This window comes from Devosia equisanguinis (genome assembly GCF_900631955.1).
Lineage (GTDB): Bacteria > Pseudomonadota > Alphaproteobacteria > Rhizobiales > Devosiaceae > Devosia > Devosia equisanguinis.
The window spans coordinates 1-16135 of sequence record NZ_UZWD01000049.1 but is presented as its reverse complement, the minus strand read 5'-3'; the positions used below and the strand labels follow the sequence as shown (position 1 = coordinate 16135).

The 16135-nt window shown below is 62.2% G+C and carries 20 protein-coding genes; 13 read left to right on the top strand and 7 right to left on the bottom strand.

What is annotated here, in order from left to right; translation table 11 throughout:
* Nucleotides 1-94 precede the first annotated feature (94 nt).
* The 4 genes from DEVEQU_RS17900 to DEVEQU_RS17885 are packed head-to-tail and all read right to left on the bottom strand — an operon-like array spanning nt 95 to nt 3259.
* Nucleotides 95-1114 carry a MotE family protein gene (locus tag DEVEQU_RS17900; RefSeq protein WP_126151965.1) on the bottom strand — a complete coding sequence of 340 codons (1020 nt, stop codon included), beginning with the start codon at nt 1112-1114 and terminating at the stop codon, nt 95-97.
* The gene (locus DEVEQU_RS17895; protein ID WP_126151964.1) at nt 1111-1539 is read right to left on the bottom strand and encodes a DUF6468 domain-containing protein; all 429 of its coding nucleotides are present in this window, start codon (nt 1537-1539) and stop codon (nt 1111-1113) included. Before DEVEQU_RS17895 ends, DEVEQU_RS17900 begins: the two co-directional genes overlap by 4 nt.
* Nucleotides 1539-2726, bottom strand: coding sequence for a flagellar motor switch protein FliM (gene fliM / locus DEVEQU_RS17890; RefSeq protein WP_126151963.1), 1188 nt, complete (start codon nt 2724-2726; stop codon nt 1539-1541). The genes DEVEQU_RS17895 and fliM overlap by 1 nt, the downstream gene beginning before the upstream one ends.
* Complete coding sequence (locus tag DEVEQU_RS17885) at nt 2726-3259, bottom strand: flagellar basal body-associated FliL family protein (RefSeq protein WP_126151962.1); 534 nt, start codon at nt 3257-3259, stop codon at nt 2726-2728. Before DEVEQU_RS17885 ends, fliM begins: the two co-directional genes overlap by 1 nt.
* A 285-nt stretch (nt 3260-3544) precedes the next feature.
* Between DEVEQU_RS17885 and flgF the strand changes: the two genes are divergently transcribed.
* From flgF to DEVEQU_RS17840, 9 genes are all read left to right on the top strand, one after another.
* A complete protein-coding gene (gene flgF, locus DEVEQU_RS17880; protein WP_126152025.1) occupies nt 3545-4282 on the top strand; it encodes a flagellar basal-body rod protein FlgF in 738 nt (245 codons plus the stop codon).
* A gap of 15 nt (nt 4283-4297) precedes the next feature.
* Nucleotides 4298-5083: a flagellar basal-body rod protein FlgG gene (gene flgG / locus DEVEQU_RS17875; RefSeq protein ID WP_126151961.1), complete on the top strand. Its 786-nt coding sequence runs from the start codon at nt 4298-4300 to the stop codon at nt 5081-5083.
* Nucleotides 5084-5096: 13 nt separating this feature from the next.
* Complete coding sequence (gene flgA / locus DEVEQU_RS17870) at nt 5097-6044, top strand: flagellar basal body P-ring formation chaperone FlgA (protein WP_126151960.1); 948 nt, start codon at nt 5097-5099, stop codon at nt 6042-6044.
* 15 nt (nt 6045-6059) lie between these two features.
* Nucleotides 6060-6797, top strand: a complete 738-nt coding sequence (gene flgH / locus DEVEQU_RS17865) for a flagellar basal body L-ring protein FlgH (protein ID WP_126151959.1) — start codon at nt 6060-6062, stop codon at nt 6795-6797.
* 218 nt (nt 6798-7015) lie between these two features.
* Nucleotides 7016-8512, top strand: a complete 1497-nt coding sequence (locus tag DEVEQU_RS17860; protein ID WP_126151958.1) for a carboxypeptidase M32 — start codon at nt 7016-7018, stop codon at nt 8510-8512.
* Nucleotides 8513-8683: 171 nt separating this feature from the next.
* Complete coding sequence (locus DEVEQU_RS17855) at nt 8684-9118, top strand: curlin (RefSeq protein ID WP_126151957.1); 435 nt, start codon at nt 8684-8686, stop codon at nt 9116-9118.
* Nucleotides 9119-9180: 62 nt separating this feature from the next.
* Nucleotides 9181-9567, top strand: a complete 387-nt coding sequence (gene csgH, locus DEVEQU_RS17850; protein ID WP_126151956.1) for a curli-like amyloid fiber formation chaperone CsgH — start codon at nt 9181-9183, stop codon at nt 9565-9567.
* 225 nt (nt 9568-9792) lie between these two features.
* Nucleotides 9793-10206 (top strand): curlin, encoded by a 414-nt coding sequence (locus DEVEQU_RS17845; RefSeq protein WP_126151955.1) that lies wholly within the window; start codon nt 9793-9795, stop codon nt 10204-10206.
* 161 nt (nt 10207-10367) lie between these two features.
* A complete protein-coding gene (locus DEVEQU_RS17840) occupies nt 10368-10790 on the top strand; it encodes a YciI family protein (protein WP_126151954.1) in 423 nt (140 codons plus the stop codon).
* Nucleotides 10791-10851: 61 nt separating this feature from the next.
* Here the strand turns inward: DEVEQU_RS17840 and dksA are convergent, their stop codons facing one another.
* Together dksA and DEVEQU_RS17830 are read right to left on the bottom strand one after the other, a co-directional pair.
* The gene (gene dksA, locus DEVEQU_RS17835; RefSeq protein ID WP_126151953.1) at nt 10852-11268 is read right to left on the bottom strand and encodes an RNA polymerase-binding protein DksA; all 417 of its coding nucleotides are present in this window, start codon (nt 11266-11268) and stop codon (nt 10852-10854) included.
* 169 nt (nt 11269-11437) lie between these two features.
* Entirely contained in the window at nt 11438-11857 is a 420-nt protein-coding gene (locus tag DEVEQU_RS17830; RefSeq protein ID WP_126151952.1) for a flagellar assembly protein FliX, read from the bottom strand.
* A 244-nt stretch (nt 11858-12101) separates the two neighbouring features.
* Here DEVEQU_RS17830 and DEVEQU_RS17825 point away from each other — a divergent pair, with 244 nt between their 5' ends.
* The 4 genes from DEVEQU_RS17825 to DEVEQU_RS17810 all read left to right on the top strand — a co-directional run bounded on the left by DEVEQU_RS17825 (nt 12102) and on the right by DEVEQU_RS17810 (nt 14459).
* Nucleotides 12102-13223 carry a flagellar basal body P-ring protein FlgI gene (locus DEVEQU_RS17825; RefSeq protein ID WP_126151951.1) on the top strand — a complete coding sequence of 374 codons (1122 nt, stop codon included), beginning with the start codon at nt 12102-12104 and terminating at the stop codon, nt 13221-13223.
* 1 nt (nt 13224) lies between these two features.
* Nucleotides 13225-13536, top strand: coding sequence for a rod-binding protein (locus DEVEQU_RS17820; protein ID WP_126151950.1), 312 nt, complete (start codon nt 13225-13227; stop codon nt 13534-13536).
* A 98-nt stretch (nt 13537-13634) separates the two neighbouring features.
* On the top strand, nt 13635-14006 hold the full coding sequence (locus tag DEVEQU_RS17815; RefSeq protein WP_126151949.1) for a hypothetical protein: 372 nt from the start codon (nt 13635-13637) through the stop codon (nt 14004-14006).
* 129 nt (nt 14007-14135) lie between these two features.
* Nucleotides 14136-14459, top strand: coding sequence for a hypothetical protein (locus tag DEVEQU_RS17810; RefSeq protein WP_126151948.1), 324 nt, complete (start codon nt 14136-14138; stop codon nt 14457-14459).
* 97 nt (nt 14460-14556) lie between these two features.
* Here the strand turns inward: DEVEQU_RS17810 and DEVEQU_RS17805 are convergent, their stop codons facing one another.
* On the bottom strand, nt 14557-15687 hold the full coding sequence (locus DEVEQU_RS17805) for a flagellin N-terminal helical domain-containing protein (RefSeq protein ID WP_126151947.1): 1131 nt from the start codon (nt 15685-15687) through the stop codon (nt 14557-14559).
* Between the last annotated feature and the right edge of the window lie 448 nt (nt 15688-16135).

The following is a 16135-nucleotide window of genomic DNA, read 5'->3' as shown; positions in this document are numbered from 1 at the left end:
GTTCTTTCCGCCGGCTCGGCATGCGAGGTTTACAACACTCGATGCCGAACCCTAGCGAGGCGGGCTTAACACCCCCCTAAAGAAAACCACAAAGCTATTGGCCGACGATCTGCGGCAGGGCAGCAAGGTCGGAGGAGCTCATTTCCTCCACCGGCCCGCCATCGAGCGAGGCCAGGCGAACAGTCAGTTCCTGAGCACGGGCGGTGCTCATCGCGGCGAGGATAGGCGACATCTTGCGGGGTGTAATCTGCTTGGCGACGCGAACCAGGATGTTCATGTCGAGATCGTTGAAGATGCTGGCCGCGTCTTTGGGCTTCATGTTCGAATACATGGCCACCAGCTCGGCGAACTGCCCCTCTTCCATCTTCTTGCGCTCTTCGACCAGCGCGGCAATCTGCCCTTCCAGGGCCTGCAGGGTCTGGGTCCGTTCCTCGATGCGCTTCTCGGCGGCTTCCACCAGCGAAGCGCGCATGGCCAGCTCCTGCTCATAAGCGTCAAGATCGGCGCGGCGCGTCGACAGGCGCTCCAGCAGCACCTGCTCGGTGGGCACGCTATCGGTCGAGGTCATCGGCACCGGGCCGCGATCGGTCAGCAATTGCGGTACCGCATCGGTGAGCGGCGGGCAGTCGCCGGGAATGATCATCAGCTGCCCATCGGCCGTCGAGGCCGCCTTGTCGGGCGAGGCCGGGCGCGGATCGCAGGCATTTTCGGCGGCGACGGTATTGGCAATGGGCTGGCCATGGGCGTCGGTCGCGGGCGCTGCGGCATCACTGCCAGTGGCGGCGGCATCGCCGTGACCACCACCTGCGTCGGTCGGCGCCGGCGCGCCATGGCCACCACCACCACTCTTGGTTTCACCCATGGTCGGCGCCGAATCGGACAGGGTCGGGCTGGCATCGGTCAAAGTTGGTTCGGCCGGCAGTGTGGCATTGTCACCCGGCGGTGTTTCGGCCGGCGCAGAGCCACCACCATGGCCACCACCGCCCCCGGCTGCCTGCGCCAGGCTCACGCCTGTCAGCACATAGCCACCATTGGTGACGAGCCCAACGGTCTTGAGGACCAGAAGGGCCGAAATCACCAGGATGACAACGGGCAACAGGCGGATATTGGTCACGCGGCGGCTCCGCGATTGCGCACGCGCGACTGCAATTGCTGCAAGGCCGACTGCGCCTTGCTGGGCTCTTCAACCGGCTCCATGGCCTGACTGTGGCGCGCGACGCTGGTGATCTTGGCGATGCGTTCCATCAGCACCGTGCCGGCATTGACGTGATTGGCGAGCTCGACCCCGAAGCGCTCGGCCTCCTCGAGGCGGGCGCTGAGCGTCAGATCGGCCTCGACGGCAGTCGCCTTCAGCTCCTTGATCGCCTGATTGGCGAGATTGGTGGCGCCGACCAGGTCGGCCACCATCTGCCGCAGCGCATCGCGGTCCGCATGCAGGCGCTTGAGGCGCTGGTTGAGCATGATGCAATAGACGACGGTGGTCGCCAGCAGAACGGCAACGGCGCCTTCCACAAATATCCCCAGGGGCAAGCCGAACATCATCGTCCTTCCATTGTCTCGTCGATTGCCTCGAAGGCCGCCATGGTGACCTTGGGCGGGTTGAGCGGGCGCGTGACCCGCACCGATACATGCTTGCCGATATGGCCCATAATGGCCTCGGTGAGTTCGACATCGCCGCAACGCAGGCGAATGGGGTCGGACGGAGAGCGCTCGAACATGATGGTCTGGCCGGGGCGCAGATCGATCAAGGTCGACAGCGGCAGGTCCTGTTCATGCAGCACGGCCTCGATCTCGACGTCGGCGTGGTAGATCTCGGTCGCCAGATGGCCTTCCCAGATCGGGTCGCGGCCAAACTTTTCGCCCATGAACATCTGCAGCAACTGCTCGCGGATGGGCTCAATGGTGGCGTAGGGCAGCAGGATTTCGATCTTGCCGCCGCGATCGTCCATTTCGATGCGTAATTCGATGAGAATGGCGGCATTGCCCGGACGGGAAATTGCGGCGAAGCGCGGATTGGTTTCCATGCGCTCGAGCTTGAAATTGACCTGCGTCACCGGTTCGAAGGCGCGGTGGGTATCCTCGAGGATCACCTCGATCATGCGCCGGGCCAGCGCCAGCTCGATCGTGGTGTAGGGACGCCCCTCGACGCGGATATTGCCGCCGACACGGCGACCGCCCAGCAGCACGTCGATCATCGAATAGATGAGGTTGGAATCGACGGTGAGCAGGCCGTAATTCTCCCACTCCTCCGCCTTGATCACCGAGAGAATGGCGGGCAGCGGAATGGAATTGAGGTAGTCGCCGAAACGTACCGAGGAGATGGAGTCGAGCGCCACTTCCACATTGTCGGAGGTGAAATTGCGCAGCGAGGTGGTGGCGAGGCGCACCAGCCGATCGAAGACAATCTCCAGCATCGGCAGGCGTTCATAGCTCACCAGCGCGGAGTTGATCAGCGCCTGGACGCCGGTCAACTCGACATTGCTGGCCGCCGTGGCGTCGAAACCGAGCAGGCTGTCGATCTCGTCCTGGTTGAGCACGCGATCTGCACCACCATCGGCCTCGGACGTGCCGCCTTCGAGCATCGCCGCCCATTCGGCAGCAGCGGCGGCGGCAATGTCGTCGTCACTCAGGCCATCGCCGTCGTCGAAGGACGGGATCGGAGCGGCATCGATATCGTCGAGCCCCCAATCCTCAGCCAATTTGTCCTGATCGCTTGGTCCAGCCATTACTGCACCAGGATTTCCTTGAAGAGGATGCTTTCCACCCGCGCGGGATAGATCGCCAGATTGACCCGACGCAGCAGCTCTTCCTTGAGGCGATAGATGCCAGCCGAGCCTTCGAGATCGCTCTTGCGCATCTCGCGCAGATAGACCTGGAAGGAATCCACCACCTTGGCTAGGCGGGGCTGGATTTCGGTCATCATGTGCTCGTCGGCGACTTCCAGCGCCACGGTCAGCTTCATGAAGGCTTGGGTGCCGCCATCGCTGTTGAGGTTCACCATCATCGGCGGCAGGTTGAAGATGAACGTATTGGCCGGCGCGTCGCCTGCGAGGGCGCCATGACCGGCATCGGCACTAGCTGCTCCATGCTCGCCGGAGGCAGCCGCCGCATCAGCCGAGCCACCAGAAGACGACAGGAAGAAGAAGATGCCGCCGCCGGCCAGCAGCACCACGAGCACCGCGGCGCCAATGAAAATGAAGAGCTTGGGAATGCCCTTCTTGGCCGGCGCTTCGCCTGAAACTTCTGCTTCCGCAGCCATCTAACGCCCCACCAGATATCAGCATTTCCGGACGATTCCGGCCCTGGGACCAGCTAAGGCCCACTTGGTTAACGAATGGTTACAAACACCCTTCTGTCGGCAATTTTTGCCGGGCAGCATTTTCCCAGTGCAGGAAATTAACGCCGGGCAGGCCAAGACTTCGAGACTGCTAAGCGTATGATTTCATTAAAAATCTCCGCCTGGCATGGTTTCTGCAATGTTAATGGCGAGACGGCGGGCTTGGGGAAGTCGGCGGTCTCGGGGAAGTAGACGGGGACCGAGATGATCGAGAATGCGCAACTGATCAGCCTCAGCCGGCAGATCGCTCTGCAGCGCCAGATGGATGTAGTGGCGAACAATATCGCCAACATCAACACCACTGGCTTCAAGTCGGAGCAATTGCTGTTTGAGGAATATGTGATGCCGGTGGCCCGCCACCAGGATTTCCAGCGCCTCGACCAACCCCTGTCTTATGTGCAGGACTGGGCCACCGTTCATGACCTGGCCAATGGTCCGATGCTGCAGACCGGCAACGACCTGGATATGGCGCTCAATGGCGAAGGCTTCTTTGCCGTGCAGACGCCAGCTGGCGAGCGCTGGACCCGTTCAGGCTCCTTCCAGATCAATAGCACCGGAACCCTGGTCGATCTGTCGGGCAACCCGGTACTGGGCGAAGGCGGCCCGATTCAGTTCGGCGCCACCGAAACCAGCTTCACCGTGGCATCCGATGGCACTGTCGCCACCGATGCCGGCCCGAAGGGGCGCCTGCGCATCGTCGAATTCGCCAATCCGCAGGCCCTCACCCGCGACGGCTCCAATCTTTTCGCCGGCGGCACGCCGACCCCGGCCACTGGCACCAGCGTCATGCAGGGCTTTCTCGAGCGCTCCAATGTCTCGGGCGTGTCCGAAATGGCCGAGATGATCCGCGTCACCCGCTCCTACGAATCCCTCGCCTCGTTGACCGAGAAGCAGGATGAGCTGCGTCGCAGCGCCATCCAGCGCCTCGGCGATGCCAACGCCTGATCCTGAGGTTCTGCCATGAAAGCTCTCTACATCGCATCGACCGGCATGAGCGCCCAGGAACGCAATGTCGAAGTCATCTCCAACAACATCGCCAATATGCGCACCACTGGCTTCAAGCGCCAGCGCGCCGAATTCCAGGACCTGCTCTACCAGCAGATCACCCGCGCCGGCTCGCAAACCTCAGACCAGGGCAGCATGGTGCCGGCCGGGCTCGAAATCGGTTCGGGCGTGCGCACCGTCGCCACACCACGCGTGATGAGCCAGGGCAATGTGAGCATGACCGAGCGCGAGCTCGACGTGGCCATCCGCGGCGAAGGCTTCTTCATGATCCAGCTGCCCGATGGCCGCACCGCCTATACCCGCGACGGCTCCTTCGAGCGTGACCCCAATGGCACGCTGGTAAACTCCCAGGGCTATTCGCTCAATCCGGGCATTTCCATCCCCGGCAATGCCAAGGGCGTGTCGATCTCGCCCAATGGCACCGTCGAGGCGTTTCTGGGCACCGACACCACCCCGACCCAGCTCGGTCAGCTCCAGCTGGCGCGCTTCGTCAACAAGTCGGGCCTTGAATCCATGGGCGACAACATGTTCCTCGAAACCGCAGCCAGTGGCCCGGCCCAGGTGAACATTCCCAATTCCGATGGCACCGGCGACCTGCTGCAGAACTATCTCGAAATGGCCAACGTCAATTCGGTCACCGAAATTGCCGACCTGATCGCCGCGCAGCGCGCCTACGAAATGAACGCCCGCGTCATCTCCGGCGCGGACGAAATGATGCGCGCCACCAGCCAGCTGCGTTGATGAGGAGGGCCAGATGAAACCGCTTCGTTCCATAATCGCCGCCTTCGCATTCGCCCTCTGCGGCACCAGCGCCTGGGCATTGCCCGTGCTGCGTGCCGATGTGCAGGTGGTCGGTCCGGTCGTTACCGTCGGCGACATGTTCGACGATGCCGGATCCTTGGCCGACACCGCCCTGTTCCGGGCCCCCCAGCCCGGCACCACCGGGCAAGTCGATCTACCGGCAATCCGCTCGGCGGCCGCCCGCATTGGTCTCGACACTTTCGAGGTCAACGGTCTCAGCGCCGTCAGCGTCTCGCGCGCCGCCACCGTCATCGACGACGTGCTGCTCGGCGATCTCGTCATCAACGATCTGCGCCTGCGTGGCATCGTCACCTCAAGCATGAAGGTCAACGTTTACTTCAACGACCTGATTTCCCCCATCAAGGTCGCAGTCGCCGATACCCCCGCACGGCTGGAACAGCTGCGCTACCACCCCGGCAATGACAGCTTCACCGCCCGTTTCTCAGTCACCGGCGCTGACCGTCTTGTCGAACTCAGCGGTACGCTCGATCTCACCGTCGACGTCCCGCACCTGGCTGCCGCCCTCCCCGCCGGCACCGTCCTGCAGCCCAGCCACATCGTCATGCGCCCCCTCCCCGTGCGCCAGGCCGATGCCCAGGGCGTGGCCCAGCTCGACCAGTTGGTCGGCATGGCCCTCAACCGCCCGAGCCGCGAAGGCATGCTGCTCAAGGCCAGCGATGTCAGCACCCCCCTGACCATCGCCAAAAACGACCTCGTGACCATTTTTTACCGCAAGGGTCCGATGACCCTGACGGTGAAGGGACAAGCCATCACCGGTGGTGCCCAGGGCACCAATGTCCAGATCCTCAATCTCATGTCCAAGCGCGTCATCAGCGCCACGGCCATCGCTCCAGGCGCCGTCGAAGTCAGCACTGCGCCGCTCGCCCTGGCCGGCCTCTAAGCAGGACCCAAAGCAATGAACATCTTCAAGATCGCCACAATCCTGACCCTGGCCGCATCGCTTGGTGCCTGCAATACCACCGACCGTCTGGCCAATATCGGGCAGGCTCCGGTCCTGACCACGATCCAGGACCCCACCGCCACGGCCGGCTACCAGCCGGTGCGCATGCCGATGCCCGAGCCGATGGCCGATACCTACCAGGCCAATTCGCTCTACCGTACTTCGGCCCGGGGCTTCTTCAAGGACGAGCGCGCCCACCGCATCGGTGACATCCTGACCGTGGTGGTCACCATCGACGACAGCGCCAAGATCAACAACCAGACCCAGCGCAGCCGCAACTCGACCAATTCGGCGGGCATGGGCGGGCTGTTCGGCGCTGCCGTGGACGGTATTGGCGGCGGCAGCTTTGACCCCAAGGCCGCCATCGACCTCACGTCGGGCGTCAAGGATACCGGGAATGGCTCGGTCAACCGCTCGGAAGCGCTGGAGACCTCTGTCGCCGCCGTGGTGACCCAGGTGCTGCCCAATGGCAATCTGGTCATCGAAGGCCGCCAGGAAGTGCGGGTGAACTTCGAGGTCCGCGACCTCATCGTCGCTGGCATCGTTCGCCCCTCCGATATCCAGGCCAACAACACGATCCCCTCCACCAAGATCGCCGAGGCACGCATCTCCTATGGCGGCCGCGGCCAGATCACCGATGTGCAGCAGCCGCGCTACGGTCAGCAGGTTCTCGACGCCATCCTGCCGTTCTGACCCCCAATCCGGTGGCGCCATCCCCCCATGGGCGCCACCGCAATCCCCGTCGGTCCAGGATGGACCGACCGGCCCCGCAGAAGCACAAGGGCCCTCCCCAAGGCGCAGCTCCCCCCAGCTGCGCCTTCCCCGTTTCCGCAACGATCGGGCCGGTCGCCAGCCTTGATCCCATGGCATGGCTGTGGGAGAGATCGGGCTCGATAGTCAGGAGCCTTTCCATGTCCTTTGCCAAACTCGACGAACTCGGCCACCGGCTGGAAGCGCTCGAACACGCTCTCTCCATTCTGGGTGCCGACGAGGCCACCCATATGGCCGTGGGTGGTGGCGAGAAGCGCGCCGAGGCCATGTCGCAACTGGCGGGCATGTATCATGCCCAGGCCACCGCTCCCGAAATCGCCGACTGGATCGAAGCCGCCAAGGCCGAGGCTCTCGACACCGACCAGACCCTGGCGTTGGGCGAATTCGAGCGCAACTATGTCAACGCCACCTGCCTGCCCACCGAGTTCGTGCAGCGCCGCACCGCCGCCACCATGCGCTCCGAGCAACTTTGGCGCGACCTGCGAGCAAAGGGCGATTGGGACAGCTTCCTGCCAGCGCTGGAAGGCGTGGTCGCATTGGTGCGCGAGGAGGCAGCGCTGCGCGCCGACGCCACCGGCCTCGCCCCCTATGACGCGCTGATGGATCAATACGACCCGGGCAATCGCACGGCCGAAATCGACGGCGTGTTTGCCGACCTCAAGGGCTTCCTGAAGGACTTTTTGCCCACCGCCCTGGCCGTGCAGGAACAGCGCCTGGCCCAGCGCCCGCGTAAAAGCCTCAATGCCCCCTATCCGATCGAAAAACAGCGCGAGCTGGGACTCGCTGCCATGCGGGCGACCGGCTTCGACTTCACCCATGGCTCGCTGGCGGTGTCGCACCACCCCTTCTGTGGCGGCGTGCCGACCGACGTGCGCATGACCACACGTTATCGTACCGACGAATTCCTCACCTCGCTGATGGGCGTGCTGCACGAGACCGGCCATGCTCTTTATGAGCAGGGCCTGCCCAAGGAGTGGTCGCACTGGCCGCTTGGCAAGGCGCGCGGCATGGGCATGCATGAAAGCCAGAGCTTGTTCGTGGAAATGCAGATCGCCCGCAGCGGCGATTTCTGGGAATTCATGCTGCCGCTAATTCACCAGCATCTCGGCGAGACCGCGATTCCCGGCTGGGACATCCCCGATATCCTGAGCGAGGTGAATTTCATCGAGCGCGGCTATATCCGCGTCGATGCTGACGAAATCACCTATCCGCTGCATATCATCCTGCGCTACGAGCTCGAGCAGGATCTGGTCGCAGGCAAGCTCGAAGCCAGCCAGATCCCCGAGGCCTGGGACGCCAAGATGACCGAATATCTCGGCATCTCGACTATCAATGATCCCAAGGATGGCCCCATGCAGGACGTGCACTGGCCGGGCGGCGCCTTCGGCTATTTCCCCAGCTACACGCTGGGCGCCATGATCGCGGCCCAGCTGGGTTCGGCTATGGCCAAGGATATCCCGGATATGGGTGCCCAGATGCGCCAGGGCGATTTCACCGCCATCAATCAGTGGCGCGCCGACAAGGTGTGGAGCCAGGCATCGCGCTATTCGACGCCCGATCTGATCACCCGCGCCACCGGTGAACCGCTCAACGCCGACCATTTCAAGGCCCATCTCAAGCGGCGCTACGGAGCATAATCCTTTAAAATCAATGGCATAAATAAAAAGGCGGATTCAAACTCCGCCTTTTTTCATTTCTGAACGGATTATGAATCGCCACTTCAGCAGCTGTTCCAAATCACACCCGTAAAACAGTCTCCATCAACGACGCGGTCGGAGGGACCGCAACCCAACAAGGAGACGCCTAAAATGATCCGCAAGTTCATCATCACCGCCCTGGCCGCCACCGTCATCGCCGCTTCGGCCGCCCCCGCAATGTCCAACGACATCTTCGTCGACCAGTTCGGCATCGGCAACCAGGTCGGCGGCGGCCAGGCCGGCTGGAACAACAAGTTCGGTGTCAAGCAGACCGGCTGGAACAACAAGGGCGTGAGCCAGCAGTTCGGCGGCAACAACGTTTCGGCCATCGGCCAGCAGGGCAACCACAACTATGGCGATGTCTGGCAGAACGGCTGGAACAACCAGGGTGGCGTCGGCCAGTTCGGCAACAACCACAACGCCATGATCACCCAGGACGGCAATGGCAATGTCGCCGCCGGTGTACAGGTCGGCAATGGCTGCAACGCCAATGTGGTGCAGCAGGGCTCGGGCAATGTGACCGCCTTCGTGCAGGCCTGCCCGTAACCTCCGCTCCGAACGGGGCCGGCACCAGAGCCGGCCCCTCCGCTCACTCCCAGGAGGATGAAATGATCCAGACCCCCATCACCATCGGCACCATGGCGGCCCTCGCCATCAGCCTTGCAGCGCTGGGCGCCGGTGCCAGCGCCAATGCCGCCGGCACCGATATCGCCTGCGGCGTCAGCACCAAGACCGAACACGGCATGCTGGCCGTCGAGGGCGTGTTGCAGAGCCCCACCGCGCTCAACGGCGAATATCGCTTCGCGCTCAAGAGTTCAGGCGGCGGCGGTTCGACCAATGTCAGCCAGGGCGGCGCCTTCTCGGCCGCACCTGACGCCGCCGTCTCACTCGGCCGTGTCATGGTCAATGCCGGCTCCAAGATCGATGTCGACTTTTCGGTCACCGCCAATGGCAAGCAGCTCGATTGCTCCCAGCAATTCGCCGCCCGCACCTGAACAAGCCTGCCTATTCCTTCCCGACCTCCCCACTCAGCCCCGGCCCGCCGGGGCTTTTTTCCGTTTGGAGTTGGCCTATCCTCAACCGCCAAAACCTTAATTTTCCAAGTGAACGAAATCTGAATGCGCCGCTCCGAACCGGTTCAGTTGCCGGGCCCTAATGTCGTTTCATGAGCTGGAAAGACCAGCAACCAGGGAACGCAAATTCAACTTCGGAGAGACCAAATGACCACCCGCTTCACCAAGATCATCGCCGCCCTCGCCACTGCCGCTCTGATCGGCGTCGGCTCCGCCCCCGCGATGGCCGCCGGCCAGATTTCCATCGGCTTCACCCCCAGCGATCCGGAACAGGCCCAGGCACTGGGCATGGGCCTCAAGATGTTCTCGCTGGTCAAGGGCATGTCGGCCACCGGCGCCAATGCCTACCAGAATGGCAATGGCAATTCGGCCGGCTTCAACCAGAACGGCAGCGGCAACCACGGCGTGATTTTCCAGGACGGCAATGGCCATAACGGCACCATCAGCCAGAACGGCAACAACAATACCTGCGGCCTGTTCCAGTTCGGCCAGGCCACAAATGCCCAGTGCATGCAGAACGGCAACGACCAGACCGGCATCACCACCGTCTTCGGCTTCTGACCAAGCCGGCAAGCGACGCAAAGAGGCGGGGCCCCGGGCTCCGCCCTTTCTGTTTTTCGAAGGTCGCATAATATCGCAGGCAAATTTGTCGAACGCCTGCCGCCTGGATCGTCGGTTGGCCAGATGGGCAATTTCGCCCACGCCGCATGAGGAGAACATCAATGCGCGTCGTCGTTTTCGTAAAGGCCACCCAGGACAGCGAAGAGGGTCGCATGCCGACCACCGAACTGCTCGAGGCCATGACCAAATATAACGAGCAGCTGATCAATGCCGGCATCATGCTGGGTGGCGATGGCCTTCGTCCCAGTTCCAGCGCCAAGCGCGTGCGCTTCAGTGGCGCCAATCGCACCGTCATCGATGGGCCCTTCGCCGAAACCAAGGAGCTGGTGGCCGGCTACTGGATCTGGCAGGTGCGCGACATGGACGAGGCGGTCGAATGGGTCAAGCGCTGCCCCAATCCCATGTTCACCGACAGCGACATCGATATCCGCCCCGTCTATGAGGCCGAAGCCTTCGATGAGGTCATGACCCCCGAAATCCAGGAAATCTACGACCGCAATATCGAACGCTCCGGCGGCAAGTAATACCGATCAAACAAAAAGCCCGCATCGCTGCGGGCTTTTCCAATTGGCCGGGATGCGCCGGTCACTCGTCGCGATAGACCTTTTCGCGACGCTCATGCAGCTCCTGGGCTTCCAGGCTCAGCGTCGCGATCGGGCGGGCGTCGAGCCGGGCAATGCCGATGGGATCGCCGGTTTCCTCGCAATAGCCATAGGTGCCATCGTCGATACGCTTCAGCGCCGCGTCGATCTTGGAAATCAGCTTACGCTGACGGTCGCGGGTGCGCAGTTCCAGGGAGCGGTCGCTTTCCGAGCTGGCCCGGTCGGCCATGTCCGGATGGTTCTGGCTTTCTTCCTGGAGGTTTTCGAGGGTCTCACGGCTTTCGCGAAGAATTTCGTCCTTCCAGGACAACAACTTGCCCCGGAAGTATTCGCGTTGGCGCGGGTTCATGAACGGCTCGTCGTCAGTGGGCCGATATTCTGTCAGTTCAACCGAAGACATTAGCAGACTCAACTCCAATGCGCCCTTGGCGGCCTATATATGCGCCTCGCTCTTCTGGGGCAAGCACGCAGAACGCCGCTCGTTAACGCAGAAAACGCCGCTTGCAACAGGTGCATAGCGCGGGAGTAGCAACAATTTGATGAAGCGAGCCGTCTTGACTATTGCAAGACTACAAGGGCGGGAAGCGTCCGAACTTGGCGAGCTCCACCCTGACGCGCAATTCGATGTCATCGATCACGGCATCCAGGTCAGGCTCACCACGCTCGCGCATGCTGGCCAATTGCCCCACCAGGGCGTCGAGACGGTCGGCGGAAACATTGCCCACCAGCAGGTCGGCCTTGATGGATTCGAGAGCATCCAGCATTGACGCGCCGCGCTTGACCGAGCGGCGCCTGCTTTCGCGGAAGTCGCCAACGGTCTGCAGCGCCAGGATGGCATCAAGTCCAGCCATCGGCATTGCGGGCGTCGCCGCCGAAGCCCGCGCCGCCCCACCCATTCCCGCAGGCACGAAGGCTGGCGCCGAGCCGGCCTTGCCGGCGGCAGCACGCCCGGGAATCCCGGTCGAACGAATGGTGGTATCAATACGCACGAAGCAGACTCACCCTCTGGCTGAACCTCACGGCAAAATCTGCCGACGAGGGTTAACAGAGCCTTAATGCACCCGGCAAGAATTGCTTACCGACGGTCAAGCGGCATGGACCAGATACGAGGCCTCCAGATTTTTCCTTTTCTTTTCATATAGATAACAACCCCCTCGTAGAGTGGCACGCTTCTGGCATCGCTATGAGCGAAGGCCCCATCATATCCCCGGGGCCATCGCTTCGAGGACGTCAATGCCAAACCGCCTGTTCAGAATCTGCCTTGCCCTGGTGCTCAGCGCCACTCTGGCACTGCCGCCCGTCACCACGGCCGCAGCCCCGGCGCGGATCAAGGACATCGTCGACATGGAGGGCATCCGCGAGAACCAACTGGTGGGCTACGGCCTTGTGGTCGGCCTCAACGGCACGGGTGACAGCCTCAACAATTCGCCCTTCACCAAGCAGTCGCTGCAATCCATGCTCGAACGACTGGGCGTCAACACCCAAGGCGAAAATGTCCGCACTGCCAATGTCGCGGCGGTGATGGTGACGGCAAACCTGCCGCCCTTCGCCACCCAGGGCTCGCGCATGGATGTCAGCGTCGCGGCGCTGGGCGATGCCGATAGCCTCCAGGGCGGCACCCTGCTGGTGACCCCGCTGCTCGGCGCCGATGGCGAAGTCTATGCCATCGCCCAGGGCCCGGTGCTGATCAACGGCTTCAAGGCGCAGGGCGATGCCGCCACCGTCATCTCGGGTGTGCCCACGACCGGCCGCATTTCCTCCGGCGCCCTGATCGAGCGCGAGATCGAGTTCAGCCTCGGCGCGCAGCATTCGCTGCGCCTGTCGCTGCGCAATCCCGACCTGACCACGGCCCGCCGGATCGCCCTGGCCGTCAATGATTTCATCGGCGTACCCACCGCAGTCCCGGAGAATCCGAGCACCGTCCGCCTGACCCTGCCCCGCAATTTCAACGGCAATATTGTCGACCTGCTGACCGATATCGAACAGCTGATCGTCCAAACCGACCAGAGCGCCAAGATCGTCATCGACGAGAATTCCGGCATCATCGTCATGGGCAAGGACGTTCGGGTGTCGAGCGTGGCGGTGGCGCAGTCCAACCTGACCGTGACCATCGCGGAAAACCCGCAGACGGTGCAGCCCAATCCGCTGAGCCTGGGGCAGACCAATGTCGATCCCAATACGAATCTTGATGTGCTGCAGACAGATACCGCCCTGCAGGTCGTGCCGGAGACGGTGACGCTGCAGCAATTGGTCGATGGGCTCAACGCGCTGGGTATCTCGCCGCGCGACCTGATCGCTATTCTTCAGGCGATCAAGGCGACCGGCGCGCTGCAGGCCGAAATCGAGGTGCTCTGACATGAATTCCATCAATGCCGCGACCGGCCTTTCCTCCGCCCAGACATTGCGCATGCGCCAGCAAGCCGAGGAATTTGAAGGCGTTTTTCTGACCATGCTGACCAAGGAAATGTTTGCCGGCATCAAGCCCGACAAGAATTTCGGCGGCGGCTTCGGTGAGGAGACCTGGCGGGGCATGCAGGCCGAGCAGTTCGCCAATTCCATGGCCCAGAACGGCGGCATCGGCATTGCCGATCAAATCCTGTCGCAGATGCTTTCCGTTCAGGAAGCCAGCCAGACAAATAATATCCCAGTAAACGGAGCGTATCGCTAATGTCCGCAGCCGCAAAACGCATTGCAGCCCTCGATTCCATGCCTGCCTTGACTTTGTGTGCGGAGGCCGAGACTACGCTCACCGCGTTGGTGAACGTCATGAACGAAGAAACCATGTTGCTTCGCGCCGGGCGTTACAAGCAGGCGGGTGAGTTGACCGCCAACAAGACCCAGCTGGCTCAGGATTATGTGGTCCTCGCCCGCGCCGTGCAGCGGCAAAACCAGCGGCTGGCCGCCGAAGCGCCCGAGGCCTTGGCCCGATTGCAGCACTGCCATGAGAGTCTGGCTACCCAAATGGCTGAAAACCTTCGCATAATTGCCACGGCCAAGACGCTGGCGGAGAACTTGCTGACCGACGTAGCCGAGGCGGTTGGGCAGCAGGACCGCACCAAGACGTATAACCAGACCGGCTATGTCGGCATGCCAAAAACCGCATCGGCACGCGGTATCGCGGTCAACCGCGCCATGTGAGCGCGGATGGTGAAGCAGAGGTTAACCGCATTCTGAACGATCTATGAAAGCTTTACGAACGAAAGCAAGGGTGGCGTAGCACCGGCACCATAGCCTGACCTCGGCGGAGTCCCGCCGAAGGACAGGACAATGAGCCCAGGCATCGAGCCTATGCTGCGTGCGAAACGAAGCGGCTATTGGTCGCCCAATCTGCCTCGCCGCGAACGTGACTTCAAACGCCGGCCGATACCAGATGCGACAGCGGCCGATATCGATGCCGAAGCGCCACCGGCCTCATCGTCAGCCGCGCCGGCCGAATCGAGCGACGCCGAGAGCGAAACGCTGTTCGAAACCACCTTGCTGGCGATGGAAGATCGCAATCAAGGTCTCTCCAAACTGGAAATCGCCCGCCGTCTTCACCGCGACTGGACACCTCCCGAAGGTTCTTTCCAGCTGACCGACAAAACCATTTAGGGCGACGCCGCATTGCCCTTGGTTCCGCAACAACAAAAACCAAAACGCAAAAGGCCCGCCAAACTGGCGGGCCTCTCCGTTTGGTTGCGCTGCGTGCTTAGCGCAGCAGGCTCAGGGCGGTGGTTTCAGCCGAGCGCATGATGGAGAGCGAGGTGGTGGCCATCTGCTGACGGGTCTGGAGAGCCATCAGATTGGCGGCTTCCTGGTCCATGTCGGCGGCGGTCAGGTCGGACGAACCGGCCTTGAGAATGTCGGACAGCGAAGCATTGAAGTCGGCACGGGCATCGATGATCGACTTGTTCGAGGAGAACGAGGCGGCGGTGGCCTGCAGCGAGTCGGCTGCGTCGATCAGCGAGCTCAGGGCGTCATTGACAGCGGTATCGCTCTGCCAGCTGTCGGCGGCTTCTTCGATATTGAGGGATGAGGCGCTCACAGCGGTACCTTCGATTGTGGTCGAGGACGATCCATTCTCATTCAGAGCCAGCTTGATCTTGTCACCAGCCAAGAGGTTGGTGCCGTTGATGCCGGCATCCTTGGCGATCCGGTCGATTTCCGAGCGGAGGGCGTCGAACTGCTTGGCCAGCGAGGTACGGGTGGCGTTGGCAGTACCATTGGTGGTGCCGGCGGCAACACCCAGGGCGCCGAGTTCGTCGGCATCGGCAGCGCCGCCGATAACCACATTGCCGCCCTTGACGTTTTCGAGCTTCAGCTTGCCGCTGTCGTCGAGGCTTGCCTTGACGTTGAGATTGGCAGTGCCGTTCACCGCAGTGATGAAGTCTTCGACATCGGTACCTGCCGCGGTGGTGAAAGTCGCGGTGGTGGTGCCATCGCTGACAGTGACCGTATCGGCTGCTTCAAAGCCCATGGAGGCGAAGGTGGTGCCGTTGGTCAGGTTGGTCGAACCCGTGACCTGGCCGGTGGTGGCCGAAGAGGTCAGCGCCTGGCTGGTGAGCGAGCGGGCCTCCTTGATCAGACCCTGAATACCCTTGATGCCTTCACTGGCGGCCTTCATCGAGCTTTTGGCGGAATTGATATTGTCCATGAGCGCATCGATCGAAGCGGCACGAGAGTCCATCGAGGAGGCGGTGAAGAACTTCGACACGTTGTCCAGCGGGCTGTTCACGGCCTTGCCGGTGACCAGGCGGTTCTGCGTTGTCGACATCTGATCAGCGACATTGCGCAGAACGGTGAGGCCAGCACGGGTGTTTGCAGAGAGAGAGACGCTCATTTGTGGACTTCCTGTTCCTGAATTTTTCCCGGCGTTTCTTGCCGGCGAGATCAGGTTTAGGCTCCAAGTCCTGCGGCCTCTTTTCACGAAAAATCGCAAATTAATTCAAATTGTATCTATCTCGGAAACCCTTGGGAAAGCTGGGGTTTCAGTGGTAAGCGGCGGGAAATTCGGGGGCTTTATAGAGGTGCAAACCGGGTGGTCGGGGCGGCTCAAGCGAAGTGGCCAGAGACGCGGATGAGTGTCTTATCGGGGCTGACCGGGGGCATCGATGGATCACTGCACTATCGCCCACCGCGACCCTCCCCCTCAAGGCAGGGCTATCGCAGATGGGTTTGAGCGTGCTGCACACCCCCTCCCAGCCTCCCCCTGAAGAAGGGGGAGGAGCCGCATCGCGTTCTGGGCAAGAGTTAGTCAAAAGCACCGGCCCATCTCCCTCCCCCTGGGG

Excerpts from the sequence above, each read along its gene's own strand:
- DEVEQU_RS17885 (WP_126151962.1), bottom strand. The coding sequence starts at position 3,259 with ATGGCTGCGGAAGCAGAAGTTTCAGGCGAAGCGCCGGCCAAGAAGGGC.
- DEVEQU_RS17810 (WP_126151948.1), top strand. The coding sequence starts at position 14,136 with ATGAGCCCAGGCATCGAGCCTATGCTGCGTGCGAAACGAAGCGGCTAT.
- DEVEQU_RS17820 (WP_126151950.1), top strand. The coding sequence starts at position 13,225 with ATGAATTCCATCAATGCCGCGACCGGCCTTTCCTCCGCCCAGACATTG.
- DEVEQU_RS17895 (WP_126151964.1), bottom strand. The coding sequence starts at position 1,539 with ATGTTCGGCTTGCCCCTGGGGATATTTGTGGAAGGCGCCGTTGCCGTT.
- DEVEQU_RS17825 (WP_126151951.1), top strand. The coding sequence starts at position 12,102 with ATGCCAAACCGCCTGTTCAGAATCTGCCTTGCCCTGGTGCTCAGCGCC.
- DEVEQU_RS17845 (WP_126151955.1), top strand. The coding sequence starts at position 9,793 with ATGACCACCCGCTTCACCAAGATCATCGCCGCCCTCGCCACTGCCGCT.
- dksA (WP_126151953.1), bottom strand. The coding sequence starts at position 11,268 with ATGTCTTCGGTTGAACTGACAGAATATCGGCCCACTGACGACGAGCCG.
- DEVEQU_RS17805 (WP_126151947.1), bottom strand. The coding sequence starts at position 15,687 with ATGAGCGTCTCTCTCTCTGCAAACACCCGTGCTGGCCTCACCGTTCTG.
- flgA (WP_126151960.1), top strand. The coding sequence starts at position 5,097 with ATGAAACCGCTTCGTTCCATAATCGCCGCCTTCGCATTCGCCCTCTGC.
- flgG (WP_126151961.1), top strand. The coding sequence starts at position 4,298 with ATGAAAGCTCTCTACATCGCATCGACCGGCATGAGCGCCCAGGAACGC.
- csgH (WP_126151956.1), top strand. The coding sequence starts at position 9,181 with ATGATCCAGACCCCCATCACCATCGGCACCATGGCGGCCCTCGCCATC.
- DEVEQU_RS17860 (WP_126151958.1), top strand. The coding sequence starts at position 7,016 with ATGTCCTTTGCCAAACTCGACGAACTCGGCCACCGGCTGGAAGCGCTC.
- DEVEQU_RS17840 (WP_126151954.1), top strand. The coding sequence starts at position 10,368 with ATGCGCGTCGTCGTTTTCGTAAAGGCCACCCAGGACAGCGAAGAGGGT.
- fliM (WP_126151963.1), bottom strand. The coding sequence starts at position 2,726 with ATGGCTGGACCAAGCGATCAGGACAAATTGGCTGAGGATTGGGGGCTC.
- flgH (WP_126151959.1), top strand. The coding sequence starts at position 6,060 with ATGAACATCTTCAAGATCGCCACAATCCTGACCCTGGCCGCATCGCTT.
- DEVEQU_RS17815 (WP_126151949.1), top strand. The coding sequence starts at position 13,635 with ATGAACGAAGAAACCATGTTGCTTCGCGCCGGGCGTTACAAGCAGGCG.
- DEVEQU_RS17855 (WP_126151957.1), top strand. The coding sequence starts at position 8,684 with ATGATCCGCAAGTTCATCATCACCGCCCTGGCCGCCACCGTCATCGCC.